At 71.3% G+C, this 17,551-nt stretch carries 2 protein-coding genes (1 of these 2 only partly in view); both read left to right on the top strand.

What is annotated here, in order from left to right; all coding sequences use genetic code 11:
• Positions 1-7,750, top strand: the 3' portion of a protein-coding gene (locus AC4BEG_RS31735) for a type I polyketide synthase (protein WP_490707270.1). Its footprint begins 2,561 nt before the window's first position; 7,750 of the gene's 10,311 nt are visible here — the last part of the coding sequence; its start codon lies beyond the left edge, outside the window; the stop codon is at positions 7,748-7,750.
• Positions 7,677-17,549: an SDR family NAD(P)-dependent oxidoreductase gene (locus AC4BEG_RS31730; protein WP_490703100.1), complete on the top strand. Its 9,873-nt coding sequence runs from the start codon at positions 7,677-7,679 to the stop codon at positions 17,547-17,549. Before AC4BEG_RS31735 ends, AC4BEG_RS31730 begins: the two co-directional genes overlap by 74 nt.
• Positions 17,550-17,551 lie beyond the last annotated feature (2 nt).

Below are 17,551 nucleotides of genomic sequence, written 5' to 3'. Positions count from 1 at the left end.
CGAGGTGGGGCCGGGCGGGACGCTGTCGGCGATGGGGCAGCAGTCCGCACCCGACGCCGGGTTCGTGCCCGTGCTGCGTGGCGATCGGCCGGAGGCCGTGGCTGCCACGACGGCCGCGGGCCAGTTGCATGTGCGCGGCGTCCGGGTGGACTGGGAGCCGTTCTTCGCCGGTCCTGGCGCGCGGCGAGTGGATCTGCCCACGTACGCGTTCCAGCGCGAGCGCTACTGGCTGGACGCTCCGTCCATTGATCTGGGCGTTGAGCGGATGTCGCCCGTGGAGGCGCGATTCTGGGGGGTCGTCGAAGATGGCGACATCGCTGATCTCGCCCGTACGTTGGATGTGTCGTCCGACGATCCGCTGAGCACGGTGTTGCCTCGGTTGTCTGCGTGGCGCAGGGAGCAGCAGGGTCGATCCGCTGTGGATGGTTGGCGGTATCGGGTCGAGTGGCGGCCGGTGACTGTCGGGTCCGGGCAGTCGCTGGACGGTGCCTGGCTGGTTGTCGCGTCGACCGGTGAGGACCGGGCCGAGTGGGTACGTGACGCGCTGGCCCGGAACGGTGCGGAAGCGCACGTCCTGCACCTGGACCCGGAAGCCGTCGGCTGGGCGGCGCAGCTGACCGAACTGCCCGCGCTGAGTGGCGTGGTCTCGCTGCTGGGACTCTCTGACGCGGGCGCCGAGACCACGATTGGTCTGCTGCGTGCGCTCGGTGATGCGGATGTGCGGGCGCCGTTGTGGTGTGTGACATCGGGTGCGGTCTCGGCGGGCGCGGATGACGTGGTTGCCGGGTTCGAGCAGTCGATGGTGTGGGGTCTGGGCCGCGTGGCCGCACTGGAACACCCCGGCCGCTGGGGCGGCCTGGTCGACCTGCCCGACACGCAGGACGACAGGATCGGCGATCTGCTGGCCTCGGTGCTTGCCGGAACGAACGGCGAGGACCAAATTGCGCTGCGCGGTGGTGAGGTTCTGGGTCGCAGGCTGCTGCCCGCGCCGTTGAGTGCGGATTCCTCCGGGGACGGCTGGTCCCCGCGCGGGACAGTGCTGGTGACCGGTGGCCTTGGTGCCCTGGGTGGCCATGTGGCGCGCTGGCTGGCTGCACGCGGCGCTGAGCACGTCGTACTGGTGAGCCGTCGCGGCCAGGCCGCCGCGGGCGCTGCGGAGTTGAAGGCCGAGCTCGTCGAGCTGGGCGCACGCGTCTCGTTCGCCGCCTGTGACATGGCCGACCGGGAGTCCGTCGCGGCGATGCTGGAGAGCGTCCCGTCACTCACCGCGGTCGTGCACGCGGCCGGTGTCGAGCGCTCGGCCGTACTCGCCGACCTCGACGCGGGCGAACTTGCCGATGTGCTGTCCGCCAAGGTCGACGGTGCGAGGAACCTGCACGACCTGCTGAGCGAAACGCCGTTGGACGCGTTCGTCCTGTTCTCGTCGATCGCCGGTGTGTGGGGCAGTGGTGGCCAGGGCGCGTACGCGGCCGCCAACGCCTACCTGGACGCCCTGGCCGAGCACCGTAGGGCGGCTGGGTTGCCCGCCACCGCCGTCGCATGGGGTCCGTGGGCCGACGGCGGCATGGTCGCGAACGCCGGGCAGGACGCGGCGACGCACTTGCGACGCAGGGGCTTGCCGACGATGGCCCCGGCCGTCGCGATCGTGGGTCTGGCCACCGCCCTGGAACGTGGCGACGGGAACATCGTCGTCGCCGATGTCGACTGGGAACGCTTCGCAGGCACCTTCATGGCACAGCGGCCCAGCCCGCTGCTGGGCGAGCTGCCCGAGGTCCGCGCCATGTTCGAGGCCACCCCGGCGGAGCAGAGCACGTCCGCTCTCGCACAGCGGCTTGCCGGCTTGGACGAGGCTGAGCAGGAGCGACAGCTCACCGACTTGGTCCGCTATGAAGCGGCCACCGTGCTCGGTCATGTGTCCGGTGAGGCGTTCTCCGCGACCCGCGCCTTCAGAGAGTTGGGCTTCGACTCGCTGACGGCCATGGAACTGCGCACCCGGCTCAGTGAAGCCACCGGTGTCGCCCTTCCCGCCACCCTGGTCTTCGACTACCCGACAGCCGCCGCACTGGCCGCCTATCTGCGCATTGAACTCTCCGGCGCGGACGTGGCCCCCTCCCCCACTGCCCCTGTGGCTGTCTCTGGTGTGACGGATGAGCCGATCGCGATCGTGGCGATGGCATGCCGGTACCCCGGCGGCGTGGCAAGCCCCGAGGACCTGTGGCAGGTGCTGCTGTCGGACGAGGACGCGGTATCGCAATTCCCGACCGATCGTGGCTGGGATCTGGAAGCGCTGTACAACCCCGACCCGGATGGCGTGGGGACCTCATATTCGCGTTCCGGCGCGTTCCTGTCGGACGTGAGCGGGTTCGACGCGGACTTCTTCGGCATCTCACCGCGTGAAGCGCTGGCCATGGACCCGCAGCAGCGGCTGCTGCTGGAGACCTCCTGGGAGGCGTTCGAGCGGGCTGGGGTTGACCCGGCGTCACTGCGCGGTGAACGCGTCGGCGTGTTCGTGGGATCGAACATGCAGGACTATGGCTGGGTGCTGGGTGCGGCTGCCGAGGATGTGGGCGGCTATGCGGCGACCGGCAACGCGGCCAGCGTGGCATCCGGTCGGCTCTCCTACACCTTCGGTCTTGAAGGCCCTGCCGTCACGGTGGACACGGCGTGTTCGTCGTCGCTGGTCGCCCTGCACTTGGCAGTGCAGGCGCTGCACAAGGGCGAGTGTGAGTTGGCACTTGCCGGCGGTGTGACGGTGATGTCGACGCCGAGCTCGTTCATCGAGTTCAGCCGCCAGCGTGGGCTGGCGGTGGACGGCCGGTGCAAGGCGTTCGCCGGCGCCGCTGACGGCACTGGTTGGGGTGAGGGCGTTGGCATGCTGTTCGTGGAGCGGCTGTCTGATGCCCAGCGCAACGGCCACCCCGTGCTGGCGGTGATCCGCGGTTCGGCGGTGAACCAGGACGGCGCGTCCAACGGCCTGACGGCACCGAACGGCCCGTCGCAGCAGCGGGTGATCCGGCAGGCCCTCGCCAGTGCGCAGCTCGCTCCGTCCGATGTGGACGTGGTCGAGGCGCACGGCACCGGTACGAAGCTGGGTGACCCGATCGAGGCGCAGGCACTGCTGGCCACCTACGGCCAGGACCGCGGTGGTGAGCCGCTGTGGCTCGGCTCGATCAAGTCGAACATCGGGCACACCCAGGCCGCGGCCGGTGTCGCCGGTGTGATCAAGATGGTGTTGGCCATGCGGCACGGTGTGCTGCCGCGCACCCTGCACGTGGACGAGCCCTCCCCGCACGTGGACTGGTCCGCGGGCGCGGTGGAACTGCTCACCGCCCAGCGTGACTGGCCTGCCGTGGACCGGCCGTGGCGAGCCGGTGTGTCGTCGTTCGGATTCAGCGGCACGAACGCGCACACCATCATCGAGCAGGCACCCACGGTCGAGCAGGAGGAAACCCCGGAGCCGGCGCACGACGGCCTGGTGCCGTGGGTGCTGTCGGCCAAGGGGCCCGAGGCGTTGCGGGAGCAGGCCGCGCGGCTCACGTCCTTTGTGGACTCGAGCCCTGAGCTGGCCATGGCGGATGTGGGCCGTGCGCTGGTGTCTTCGCGGGCGGTGCTGGAGCACCGTGCGGTGGTGGTCGCCGCCGACCGGTCGGAGTTCCTGGCGGCTTTGGCGGCTGTGGCCGAAGGCCAGGCGACCGGTGCCGCGGTAACGGGAGTTGCTGACGAGTCTGGCCGGATGGGTTTCCTGTTCTCGGGCCAGGGGTCACAGCGGCTCGGCATGGGGCGTGAACTGGCGGCCCAGTTCCCGGTCTTCGCCGACGCGCTCGACGCTGTGCTGGGCGAATTCGACCCGGCGGTGCGTGAGGTGCTGTTCGGCGAGGACGCCGATGCTCTGAACGAGACCGGGGTGACACAGCCCGCGCTGTTCGCGGTCGAGGTGGCCCTGTTCCGCCTGCTGAAATCCTGGGGTGTCCGGCCGGATGTGCTGACTGGCCACTCGATCGGCGAACTGGCCGCCGCCCACGTGGCCGGTGTCTGGTCGCTGGCCGATGCCGCAAAGGTGGTGTCGGCGCGCGGTGCGCTGATGCAGGCACTGCCCGAGGGCGGCGCGATGGTCGCGATCCAGGCAACCGAGGCCGAGGTCGCGCCGGACCTACCGGAGACCGTCGGTGTTGCCGCGGTCAACGGGCCGAACTCGGTGGTCATCTCCGGTGTCGCCGCTGACGTCGAGGCCGTTTCCGAGCGGTGGCGTGAGGCGGGCCGGAAGGTAACCCGGCTCCGCGTCAGTCACGCGTTCCACTCGCCGCTGATGGACCCGATGCTCGACGAGTTCCGCCGGGTCCTTGAAGGCGTGTCCTACGAGGCACCCGCTATCCCGATCGTGTCGACGCTGACGGGCCGGTTGGCCACCACCGAAGAACTCGCCTCGCCGGAGTACTGGGTGCGGCATGTGCGGGAGTCGGTGCGGTTCGCCGACGCCGTGAGCACGCTCGTCGACGAGGGCATAGCGACGTTTGTCGAGGTGGGGCCGGGCGGGACACTGTCCGCGCTGGGGCAGGAGTCCGCACCCGACGCCGGATTCGTGCCGATGCTGCGTGGCGATCGGCCGGAGGCCGTGGCTGCCACCACGGCCGCGGGCCAGTTGCATGTGCGCGGCGTCCGGGTGGACTGGGAAGCGTTCTTCACCGGTCCTGGCGCCCGGAGGGTGGACCTGCCCACCTACGCGTTCCAGCACGAGCACTACTGGCCTGAGGTACTGCCGCTGATCGGTGATGTCTCGGCGGCCGGACTCGGTCCCGCCGAGCACCCGCTGCTGGGCGCGGCTGTCACCCTCGGTGGCACGGACGGTGTGCTCCTGACCGGCCGGTTGTCGGTCCAGACCCACCCGTGGCTGGCCGATCACGAGGTCATGGGCTCGGTGCTGTTGCCCGGTACGGCCTTCCTTGAGCTGGCGATTCGTGCGGGTGACCAGGTCGGGTGTGACCTGGTGGAGGAGTTGACGCTTGAGGCACCTCTCGTCCTGCCGGAGAACGGCGCGATGCGGGTGCAGGTGTGGATCGGCGCCGAGGACTCCTCCGGCAGGCGCGAGCTGACCTTCCACTCCAGCGCGGGTGACATCGACGACGGTCGTTCCTGGACCCGGCACGCCACCGGTGTGCTGCGGGCAGGCGGGCCCTCCGGGGGTGGAGCTTCCCTGGTCGAATGGCCGCCCGCAGGCGCGGAGGTCGTGGGCCTGGACGGGTTCTACGACCGCATGGCCGATGGCGGTTTCGGCTACGGGCCGGTGTTCCAGGGGCTGCGGTCGGCTTGGCGCAGCGGGGACGAGATGTTCGCCGAGGTGGCCCTGCCGGACGGGGTGAAGGCGGAGGGCTTCGGACTGCACCCGGCCCTGCTGGACGCGGTGCTGCACACCATCGGGCTGATGGGCGAGGCCGACGCTCCCGGCAAGCTGCCGTTCGCATGGTCGGGGGTGCGGTTGCACGCCTCGGGCGCGACGGTGCTGCGGGTGCGGTTGACGCCCACAGGGTCGGACGGGGTGTCGTTGGCGGTTGCTGACGGCTCCGGTGCTCCGGTGGCCACGATCGACTCGCTGGTGTTGCGACCGGCCGCGCCGGACCAGGTCGCGGGTGACGATCGGGGCGATGCGCTGTTCGGTGTCGACTGGGTGTCGGTGCCGCTGTCTGACGACGACGCCCCGACAACCGAGTGGACCGACGTGGAGGCCCTGACGCGGTCGGCGGAACTGCCCGACTTCGTCATCCTGCCGTGCCCGATCACCTCCGCCTCTGATCCGGTCTCCGGTGCGCATGAAGCGGCGCACTGGGCGCTGACCACGGTCCAGAACTGGCTTGCCGACGACCAGTTCGACGCCCCGCGACTGGCCATCGTGACCAGGGGTGCGATCGCCACCACGGCCGACGAGGATGTGCGGGACATCGCGCAGGCGGCGGTGTGGGGCCTGGTGCGGTCCGCCCAGTCGGAGAACCCGGACCGGATCGTCCTGGTCGACCTCGACGACGAAGCGGCCTCGCTCGATGCGCTGCCTTCCGCGCTGGCCACTGGAGAACCGCAGTTGGCGCTCCGCTCCGGCGTCGCCAGTGCGCCGCGTCTGGCCAGGGTCAAGCAGTCGGTGGTGGACGACCCCGGCTTCGGTTCGGGTGCGGTGCTGATCACCGGCGCGACAGGCACATTGGGCGGCCTCGTCGCCCGACACCTGGTCACGGAACGGGGCGTACGGAGCCTGCTGCTGGTGAGCAGGCGCGGCGCCGCGGCCAAGGGCGCCGAGGAACTGCGCGACGAACTCACCGCGCAGGGCGCCGAGGTGACGTTCGCGGCGTGTGATGTGGCCGACCGGGATGCGGTAGCGGCGCTGTTGGCCGAGCACCAGGTCTCCGCCGTGGTGCACACCGCGGGTGTGCTGGACGACGCCACCATCGGCTCGCTGACCCCGGACCGGATCGACGATGTGTTCCGCCCGAAGGTCGACGCGGCCTGGAACCTGCACGAGCTCACCCACGACCTGTCGGCGTTCGTGCTGTTCTCGTCCGCCGCCGGTGTGTTCGGCGGCGCCGGCCAGGGCAACTACGCGGCAGCCAACACCTTCCTGGACGCACTCGCGCAGCACCGTTGCGCTGCCGGTCTGCCCGCCACCTCCCTGGCATGGGGCCTGTGGGCCACGGCCGACGGCATGGCAGGCAGCCTCGACGAGACCGACGTACGGCGGATCACCAGCGGCGGCGCGGTCCCGATCGGCGCGGCCGAGGGCCTGGCGCTGTTCGACGCGGCAGGCTCCACAGGACGCGCACTGCTGGCACCGGTGCCCCTCGACCTGACCGTGTTGCAACGGCAGGCGCGTTCCCACCCTGTGCCGCACTTCCTGCGTGGTCTGGTGCGTGGCACGGCGCGCAGGACCGTCGATCCCGCCGCCACCAGGTCCGCACTGGCGCAGTCGCTGGCGGGCATGACCGAGGCCGAGCGGGAGAAGGCACTGCTCGACCTTGTCCGTACCCATGCCGCTGTGGTGCTCGGCCACAGCTCGGCGCATGCCATCGCACCCGACCGTGCGTTCAGGGACCTGGGCTTCGACTCGCTCAGCTCCGTCGAGCTGCGCAACCACCTCAACGCGGCCACCGAACTGCGCCTGCCCGCCACCCTGGTCTTCGACCACCCGAGCCCCGCCGCGCTCGCCGAGTTCATCGGTGCCGAGTTCGCGGGTGCTCCCGTCGTCGCGGCGCCCACCCGCACGGCCGTGGCCGTGACCGACGAGCCGATCGCGATCGTCGGCATGAGCTGCCGCTATCCCGGCGGGGTGAACTCACCCGAGGACCTGTGGCGACTGGTCCTGGACGGTGTCGACGCCATCAGCGAGTTCCCCACCAACCGCGGCTGGGACATGGACGCGCTGTACAACGAGGACCCCGACCACACGGGTACCTCGTACACCCGCGAGGGCGGCTTCCTGCACGACGCCGACCAGTTCGACCCCGCGTTCTTCGGCATCTCACCGCGTGAGGCGCTGGCGATGGACCCGCAGCAGCGACTGCTGCTGGAGACCTCCTGGGAGGCGTTCGAGCGGGCCGGTATCGCGCCGGAGTCGGTGCGCGGCAGTGCGATCGGTGTCTTCGTCGGCACCAACGTACCAGGACTACGGGCGCGGCTGCGTGGCCGCGCGGAGGAGCGTGGAAGGGTACCTCGGCACCGGCAATCCGGCAGTGTCATCGTCCGGTCGGCTGTCCCTACACGCTGGTCTTGAAGGTCCCGCCGTCACCGTCGACACCGCGTGCTCCTCGTCGCTGGTCGCCCTGCACTGGGCGTGCCAGGCGCTGCGCCAGGGCGAGTGCACGATGGCGTTGGCCGGTGGTGTCGCCGTGATGGCGACCCCCAGCACGTTCGTCGACTTCAGCCGTCAGCGCGGTCTGTCCTCCGACGGTCGGTGCAAGTCGTTCTCCGACAGCGCCGACGGCACCGGCTGGGGTGAGGGCGTCGGCATGCTGCTGGTGGAGCGGCTGTCGGACGCCCGCCGCAACGGACACCCGGTCCTGGCGGTGATCCGTGGTTCCGCGGTGAACCAGGACGGTGCGTCCAACGGTCTCACCGCGCCGAACGGTCCGTCGCAACAGCGGGTGATCCGCCAGGCGTTGGCGAGCGCCGGGCTGGCGTCGTCCGATGTGGACGCGGTCGAGGCACACGGCACCGGCACCACGCTCGGCGACCCGATCGAGGCGCAGGCACTGCTGGCCACCTACGGCCAGGACCGCACCGGTGAGCCGCTGTGGCTCGGCTCCATCAAGTCGAACCTCGGCCACACCCAGGCCGCGGCCGGTGTCGCTGGTGTGATCAAGATGGTGATGGCGATGCGGCACGGTGTGCTACCGCCGACCCTGCACGTCGGCGAGCCCTCGTCGAACGTGGACTGGTCCGCGGGTGAGGTGGAGCTGCTGACCGAGGCCCGGCAGTGGCCGGAGACCGGTCGTCTGCGGCGGGCCGGTGTGTCGTCGTTCGGCGTGAGCGGAACGAACGCACACACCATCGTCGAGCACGTGCCGAGCGAGGACCATGTTCCGGCCCCGGTCGACGGTGTCGTGCCGTGGGTGCTGTCGGGCAGGACCGCGGAGGCGCTGCGCGAGCAGGCGATCAGGCTGCGGGAGCGTCTCGCGGGTGAGCCGGAGATCGGCGTACAGGACGTCGCCTACTCGCTGGTGACAACGCGATCGGCCTTTGACCACAGGGCAGTTGTCATGGGTGACGAGCGCACGGCGCTGCTGGAGGGGCTCACCGCTCTGGCTCAGGGACAGCCGCTCCCCGGCTTGGTCGCAGGGTCCCCCGCCGTGGGTGGTGTGGGTTTCCTGTTCTCGGGTCAGGGGTCGCAGCGGCTGGGCATGGGCCGTGAGTTGTCCGAGCGGTTCCCGGTCTTCGCCGAGGCGTTGGACGAGGCGCTGGGCCAGTTTGATCCGCAGGTGCGTGCGGTGCTGTTCGGTGAGGACGCCGATGCACTGAACGAGACCGGGGTGACACAGCCGGCGCTGTTCGCGATCGAGGTGGCGCTCTTCCGCCTGCTGGAGTCCTGGGGCGTCCGGCCCGACATGCTGGCCGGGCATTCGATCGGCGAGCTGGCCGCCGCCCACGTGGCCGGTATCTGGTCGCTCGCAGATGCCGCCAAGGTGGTGTCGGCACGCGCCGGGTTGATGCAGGCACTGCCCTCGGGTGGCGCGATGGTGGCCATCCAGGCAACCGAGGCCGAGGTCGCATCGGACCTGCCGGAGACCGTCGGCGTTGCCGCGGTCAACGGCCCGAACTCGGTGGTCGTCTCCGGTGTCACCGCCGATGTCGAGACCATTGCCGAGCGGTGGCGTGCGGCGGGTCGGAAGGTGACCCGGCTCCGGGTCAGCCACGCGTTCCACTCGCCGCTGATGGACCCGATGCTCGACGAGTTCCGCCGGGTGCTGGAAGGCGTGTCCTACCAGGCACCCACGGTCCCGATCGTGTCCACGCTGACCGGTGCGCGGGCAACCGCCGACGAGTTGGCGTCGCCGGAGTACTGGGTGCGCCATGTGCGGGAGTCGGTGCGGTTCGCCGATGCCATGAGCACATTGCGGGACGAGGGCATCGCCACGTTTGTCGAGGTCGGGCCGGGCGGAACGCTGTCGGCACTCGGCCAGGAGTCCGCGCCGGACGCCGGATTCGTACCGGTGCTGCGGGCCGATCAGTCGGAGGAGTCCGCGCTGATATCCGCGGTGGCACAGCTGTGCACACAGGGCGTGCGGCTGGACTGGGAAGCCTTCTTCACCGGTCGTGGCGCACGGCGTGTGGACCTGCCCACCTACGCGTTCCAGCGGCAGCGCTACTGGCTGGACGCCGGGGTGGGGGCAGGCGACCTGAACGCCGCGGGGCTCGGCTCGGCCGACCACCCGCTGCTGGGCGCGATCGTCGATACCCCCGACTCGGACGGGCAGCTCTTCACGGGCCGGTTGTCGGTGGAGTCCCACCCGTGGCTGGCCGATCACGAGGTCATGGGTGAGGTGCTGCTGCCGGGTACGGCGTTCCTCGAGTTGGCGATCCGTGCGGGTGACCAGGTCGGGTGTGCCTCGGTGGAGGAGCTGACGCTGGAGGCACCGTTGGTGGTGCCCGAACGTGGCGGTGTGCGGGTACAGGTCGGGGTGGGTGTGCCGGACGAGTCGGGCCGTCGCCCGGTGATGGTGCATGCACGCGGTGACGACAGCGATGTATGGGTCCGGCACGCCAGTGGTGTGCTGGCCGATGGTGCTGATACGCCGCCGGTTGAGCTCGGTGTCTGGCCGCCTGCCGGGGCCGAGGCCGTGGACCTGGATGGGTTCTACGACGGTATGGCCGATGGCGGTTTCGCCTACGGGCCGGTGTTCCAGGGGCTGCGGTCGGCCTGGCGCAAGGGCGAGGAGATGTTCGCCGAGGTCGCCCTGCCGGAAGGTGCGGAAGCAGGGAGCTTTGGCCTGCATCCGGCGCTGCTGGACGCGACCCTGCACACCATCGGGCTGATGGGCGAGGCCGGTGCTCCCGGCAGGCTGCCGTTCGCATGGTCGGGTGCGCAGCTGCACGCCTCCGGTGCGACGGTGCTGCGGGTGCGGTTGGCACCCGCGGGTACGGACGGCGTGTCCTTGACGGTCGCGGACGGCTCCGGTGCTCCGGTGGCCACGATCGACTCGCTGGTGCTGCGCCCGGTGTCCACGACACTGTCGCGACAGGCCTGGGAATCACTGTTCCGCCTGGACTGGATGCCCGCCCCGGCATCGGCCGGAAACGGCGGTTCGGCGGCGGAGTTCACGGACTGGGCCACGATGCGGTCCGCCCTGGACGCGGGGGAAACACTCCCGGACAACGTCGTCGTCCGGTACACCGAGCCACACGACGTGGACGCGGTACGCCACCAGGTCCACACCGCCCTGGAACTGGTCCAGGGCTGGCTGTCCGACGACCGCTGCGCGGCATCACGCCTGGTCCTGGTGACCCGCGGCGCCGTGGCAATCGGCTCCGAGGACGACGTACCGGACCTGGCATCAGCCGCGGTATGGGGCCTGATGCGAACCGCACAGTCCGAGAACCCCGACCGCTTCATACTGGTGGACGTCGACGACGAGGACGGCTGGAGGTCCGCCCTGACGACCGGGGAACCCCAGGTCGTCGTGCGGGACGGGCGGGTGTTCGTCGCCCGCCTGGCGCGAGTGCGGCCGGAGGCCGGGACCGACCCGGCGTTCGGGCCGGACAGTTCGGTGCTGGTGACGGGTGCGTCGGGTGCGCTGGGCGGTCTGGTCGCCCGGCACCTCGTCGGCAGCCACGGGGTCGGACGGCTGGTGCTGGTCAGCAGGCGCGGGCCGAACGCCGAGGGTGCCGAGGAGTTGCGCGCGGAGCTGACCGCGCAGGGCGCCGAGGTCACCGTGGCGGCCTGCGACGTCGCGGACCGGGACGCGGTGGCCGCGCTGTTGGCCGAGCACCCCGTGACCGCCGTCGTGCACACCGCCGGTGTGCTGGACGACGGCACGATCGGCTCGCTGACCTCGGAGCAGGTCGACACCGTGTTCCGGCCGAAGGTCGACGCGGCGTGGCATCTGCATGAGCTGACCCGCGACCTGGACCTGTCGGCGTTCGTACTGTTCTCCTCGGTGGCGGGCACGCTCGGCGCGCCCGGCCAGGGCAACTATTCGGCGGCCAACGCGTTCCTCGACGGCCTGGCCCACCGCAGGCGCGCCCAGGGGCTGCCCGCCGCGTCGCTGGCGTGGGGCCTGTGGGCCGACGGCATGGGCGCTCGGGTGGCACAGTCCGACGCGAACGGTCTGTCCTCGGAGGAGGGTGTCGCGCTCTTCGACGCCGCGGTCTCCGGGACCGATCCGGTCGTCGTACCGATGCGGCTCGACCTGCGGGCCGTGCGTGAACTCCCGCTGGTGCCTCCGGTGTTGAGCGGCCTGGTGCGGACGACGAGCCGCAGGGCCGCGGAGAGCGGGGCCGACCCGGCCGGGGCGCTCCGCAACCGGCTGGCGTCGCTGGCCGAGGACGAGCGCGACCGGGTGCTGCTGGAGCTCGTCCGCACCCAGGCCGCCGTGGTGCTCGGCCACGCCGGGCCGGAGGCGGTCGCGTCCGGCCAGGCGTTCACCGAGCTGGGCTTCGACTCGCTGACCGCCGTCGACCTGCGCAACCGGCTCAACATGGCCACGGGGCTGCGTCTGCCCGCCACGCTGGTCTTCGACTACCCGACCCCCACGGCGCTCGCCACGTTCGTCGGCACCGAGTTCGCGGGTGAGCCCGTCGTCGCGGCGCCCACCGGCGTGGCCGTGGCCGTGACCGAAGAGCCGATCGCGATCGTCGGCATGAGCTGCCGCTACCCCGGTGGTGTCCGCTCGCCGGAGGACCTGTGGCGGCTGGTCGTCGACGGCGCCGAGGGCATCACACCGTTCCCGACCGAGCGTGGGTGGGACGTGGAGGCGCTCTACGACCCGTCGGGCGAACGGATGGGCAGCTCCTACACCCGCGAGGGCGGCTTCCTGCATGACGCCGACCAGTTCGACCCGGCGTTCTTCGGCATCTCGCCCCGCGAGGCACTGGCCATGGACCCGCAGCAGCGACTGCTGCTGGAGACCTCCTGGGAGGCGTTCGAGCGGGCGGGCATCGACCCCAAGTCGGTGCGGGGCAGCGCGACCGGCGTGTTCGCGGGCGTGATGTACCACGACTACGCCGCCCAGCTGCACGGTGTGCCGAAGAACGTCGAGGGCTACCTCGGCACGGGCAACGCGGGCAGTGTCGCGTCCGGCCGGCTGTCCTACACGTTCGGTCTTGAAGGCCCCGCGATGACCGTGGACACGGCGTGCTCGTCGTCGCTCGTCGCGCTGCACCTGGCGGCGCAGGCGCTGCGATCCGGTGAGTGCACGCTCGCGCTCGCCGGTGGCGCCACCGTCATGGCGACGCCTGCCGCGTTCATCGACTTCAGCCGTCAGCAGGGCCTGTCGCCGGACGGCCGGTGCCGCTCGTTCTCCGCCGATGCCAACGGGACCGGCTGGGGCGAGGGCGTCGGGATGCTCGTACTGGAACGGCTCTCGGACGCTCAGCGCAACGGACACCCGGTGCTCGCGGTGATCCGTGGTTCCGCGGTGAACCAGGACGGTGCGTCGAACGGGCTGACTGCCCCGAACGGCCCGTCGCAACAGCGGGTCATCCGGCAGGCGTTGGCCAACGCGGACCTGGCTCCGTCCGATGTGGACGTGGTCGAGGCACACGGCACCGGTACCACGCTCGGCGACCCGATCGAGGCACAGGCGCTGCTCGCCACCTACGGGCGGGAGCGGGCGGGTGAGCCGCTGTGGCTGGGCTCGCTGAAGTCCAACATCGGCCACACCCAGGCCGCCGCGGGTGTGGGTGGCGTCATCAAGATGGTGATGGCGCTGCGGCACGGTGTGCTGCCGAAGACGCTGCACATCGGCGAGCCCTCGCCGAACATCGACTGGTCCGCGGGCGCCGTGGAGCTGCTGACCGAGGCACGGCCGTGGCCTCAGGCGGACCGGCCCCGGCGGGCGGGTGTGTCGTCCTTCGGCTTCAGCGGCACCAACGCGCACGTCATCGTCGAGTCCCCGTCGGACGTCGAGTCCGCGTCGGACGTCGACGCGCCGCAGGCCCCCGAGGCGCCGCACGGTCCGTGGCTGGTGTCCGGCCGCACCGAGAGCGCCTTGCGCGACCAGGCGGTGCGGCTGCGCGACTACCTGACCGGGCGGCCTGACCTCGACCCGGCGGATGTCGCCCGCGCGCTCGCGACCTCGCGGGCCGGTTTCGAGCACCGACTCGCCGTCGTCGGCCACGACGTGGCCGAGCTGGTGGCCGGGCTGACCGACGCCGTCGAAGGGCGGCCGGGTGGCGGAGCCATCCGTGGTGTCGCCGACGAGCACCGGGTCGGTTTCCTGTTCTCGGGTCAGGGGTCGCAGCGGCTGGGCATGGGCCGTGAGTTGTCCAAGCGCTTCCCGGTGTTCGCCGAGGCGTTGGACGAGGTGCTGGGCGCGTTCGACCCGCAGGTGCGTGAGGTGCTGTTCGGTGAGGACGCCGATGCACTGAACGAGACCGGGGTGACACAGCCGGCGCTGTTCGCGATCGAGGTGGCGCTCTTCCGCCTGCTGGAGTCCTGGGGCGTCCGGCCCGACATGCTGGCCGGGCATTCGATCGGCGAGCTGGCCGCCGCCCACGTGGCCGGTATCTGGTCGCTCGCAGATGCCGCCAAGGTGGTGTCGGCACGCGCCGGGTTGATGCAGGCACTGCCCTCGGGTGGCGCGATGGTGGCCATCCAGGCGACCGAGACCGAGGTCGCGTCCGCGTTGCCGGACACCGTGGGAATCGCGGCGGTCAACGGGCCGACGTCAGTCGTCGTCTCCGGTGTCGCCGCCGATGCCGAGACCGTTGCCGAGCGGTGGCGTGCGGCGGGTCGGAAGGTGACCCGGCTCCGGGTCAGCCACGCGTTCCACTCGCCGCTGATGGACCCGATGCTCGACGAGTTCCGCCGGGTGCTGGAAGGCGTGTCCTACCAGGCACCCACGGTCCCGATCGTGTCCACGCTGACCGGTGCGCGGGCAACCGCCGACGAGTTGGCGTCGCCGGAGTACTGGGTGCGCCATGTGCGGGAGTCGGTGCGGTTCGCCGACGCCGTGGTCGAGATGGGCGCGGACGTCCTCGTCGAGATCGGCCCCGGTGGCGTGCTGTCGGCGCTCGGGCAGGAGTCCCTGCCGGACGCGGCTTGCGTCCCCGTGCTGCGCGGCGACCGGCCGGAGGTCGGCGCCGTCATGACCGCGCTCGCCGAGCTGCATGTGCGAGGTGTGCACGTCGACTGGGCCGCCTACTTCACGGGCCGCGGCTACGGCATTGACCTGCCGACCTACGCCTTCCAGTACCAGCGGTTCTGGCCCGACACGAGTGTGCGGCCCGCCACCGACGCGACCGGGCTCGGGCTCGGTTCCGCCGACCACCCGCTGCTGGGCGCCGCGGTCACGCTCGCGGACGAGGACACTGTCCTGTTCACGGGCAGGCTGTCACTGCGGACACACCCGTGGCTGGCCGAGCACGAGATCATGGGTTCGGCGCTGCTGCCGGGTACGGCGTTCCTCGAGTTGGCGATCCGTGCGGGTGACCAGGTCGGGTGTGCCTCGGTGGAGGAGCTGACGCTGGAGGCACCGTTGGTGGTGCCCGAGCGTGGCGGTGTGTCGGTGCAGGTGCGGGTCGGTGCACCGGAGGAGTCCGGTCGGCGCCCGGTGACGGTGCATGCACAGGACGACAACGGCGATGTATGGGTTCGCCACGCCAGTGGTGTGCTGGCCGATGGTGTCGATACGCCGCCGGTTGAGCTCGGTGTCTGGCCGCCTGCCGGGGCCGAGGCCGTGGACCTGGATGGGTTCTACGACGGTATGGCCGATGGCGGTTTCGCCTACGGGCCGGTGTTCCAGGGGCTGCGGTCGGCCTGGCGCAAGGGCGAGGAGATGTTCGCCGAGGTCGCCCTGCCGGAAGGTGCGGAAGCAGGGAGCTTTGGCCTGCATCCGGCGCTGCTGGACGCGACCCTGCACACCATCGGGCTGATGGGCGAGGCCGGTGCTCCCGGCAGGCTGCCGTTCGCATGGTCGGGTGCGCAGCTGCACGCCTCCGGTGCGACGGTGCTGCGGGTGCGGTTGGCACCCGCGGGTACGGACGGCGTGTCCTTGACGGTCGCGGACGGCTCCGGTGCTCCGGTGGCCACGATCGACTCGCTGGTGCTGCGCCCGGTGTCCACGACACTGTCGCGACAGGCCTGGGAATCACTGTTCCGCCTGGACTGGATGCCCGCCCCGGCATCGGCCGGAAACGGCGGTTCGGCGGCGGAGTTCACGGACTGGGCCACGATGCGGTCCGCCCTGGACGCGGGGGAAACACTCCCGGACAACGTCGTCGTCCGGTACACCGAGCCACACGACGTGGACGCGGTACGCCACCAGGTCCACACCGCCCTGGAACTGGTCCAGGGCTGGCTGTCCGACGACCGCTGCGCGGCATCACGCCTGGTCCTGGTGACCCGCGGCGCCGTGGCAATCGGCTCCGAGGACGACGTACCGGACCTGGCATCAGCCGCGGTATGGGGCCTGATGCGAACCGCACAGTCCGAGAACCCCGACCGCTTCATACTGGTGGACGTCGACGACGAGGACGGCTGGAAGCCGGCCGTCGGAAGCTCGGAACCCGAGCTGGCCGTGCGGTCCGGTGAACTGCTGGCGCCGCGTCTGGTGCGGGCCCGTCCCGCGGAGGCGGAGGGGCCGGGCTTCGGTGCCGGTCCGGTGCTGGTGACCGGTGCCAGCGGCATGCTCGGCGGGCTGGTGGCACGCCACCTGGTGGTACGGCACGGGGTGCGGCGACTGGTTCTGGCGAGCCGCCGCGGCCACGTCGGCGCACTGCACGAGGAGCTGACCGGCCTGGGCGCCGAGGTCACCACGGTGGCCTGTGATGTGGCGGACCGCGACGCGGTGGCGGCCCTGCTGGCCGAGCACCCCGTAACGGCCGTTGTGCACGTGGCGGGTGTGCTGGACGACGGTGTGATCGGCTCGCTGACACCGGAGCGGATCGACACCGTGTTCCGGCCCAAGGTCGACGCCGCCTGGAATCTGCACGAACTGACCCGCGAGCTGGACCTGTCGGCGTTCGTACTGTTCTCCTCCGCCGCGGGCACATTCGGCAACCCCGGTCAGGGCAACTACTCGGCGGCCAACGCCTTCCTCGACGCACTCGCCCAACACCGGCACGTACAGGGCCTGCCCGCGACATCGCTGGCGTGGGGCCTGTGGGCCGGGGAGGACGGTATGGGCGCCCGAATGGCCGAGACCGGGGCCGTGGGCCTGTCTCCGGAGGAGGGCCTCGAGCTGTTCGACGCGGTGGCCCTCGGGGCGGACCCGGTCGTCGTACCGATGCGGCTCGACCTGCGGGCCGTACGGGAACTCCCGGTGGTGCCACCGGTGTTCAGCGGTCTGGTGCGGACGACGACCCGCAGGGCGGCGGAGACCGGGGGCGACCCCGCCGCCGCGCTTCGGGACCGGTTGGCGGCGCTGCCCCCGGCCGAGCGGCCGTCCGCGCTGGTGGACCTGGTGTGCACACAGGTCGCGGCGGTGCTGGCGTTCTCCGGTCCCGAGGAGGTCGACGAGCGGCGCGCGTTCACCGAGCTGGGCTTCGACTCGCTGACCGCCGTCGACCTGCGCAACCGGCTTAACACCGGCACCGGGCTGCGGCTGCCCGCCACCTTGATTTTCGACTACCCGACCCCGCTCGACCTGGTCGGCTACCTCGCGGACGAGCTCGTCGTCGACGAGCCCGGCGGGGTGGCGCCGCTGCTGGCCGAGTTGAACCGCATCGAGGCGAGCCTCGCCTCGGTCAAGCCCGGCGACGACGAGGCCGACCAGGTCGGCGCCCGTCTGTCGGCGCTGCTCGCCGCGTGGCGCGACAGTCGTGCCGACGCACCCGGGCAGGCATCCGACGACCTCGACGCCGCGACGGACGACGAGGTGTTCGACCTGCTCGGTAAAGAGTTCGGCATCTCCTGACC

The organism is Streptomyces sp. JLBJ103, assembly GCF_058215575.1.
Note: the sequence above shows the minus strand (reverse complement) of the source record. Positions and strands in the feature narration are given on the sequence as shown.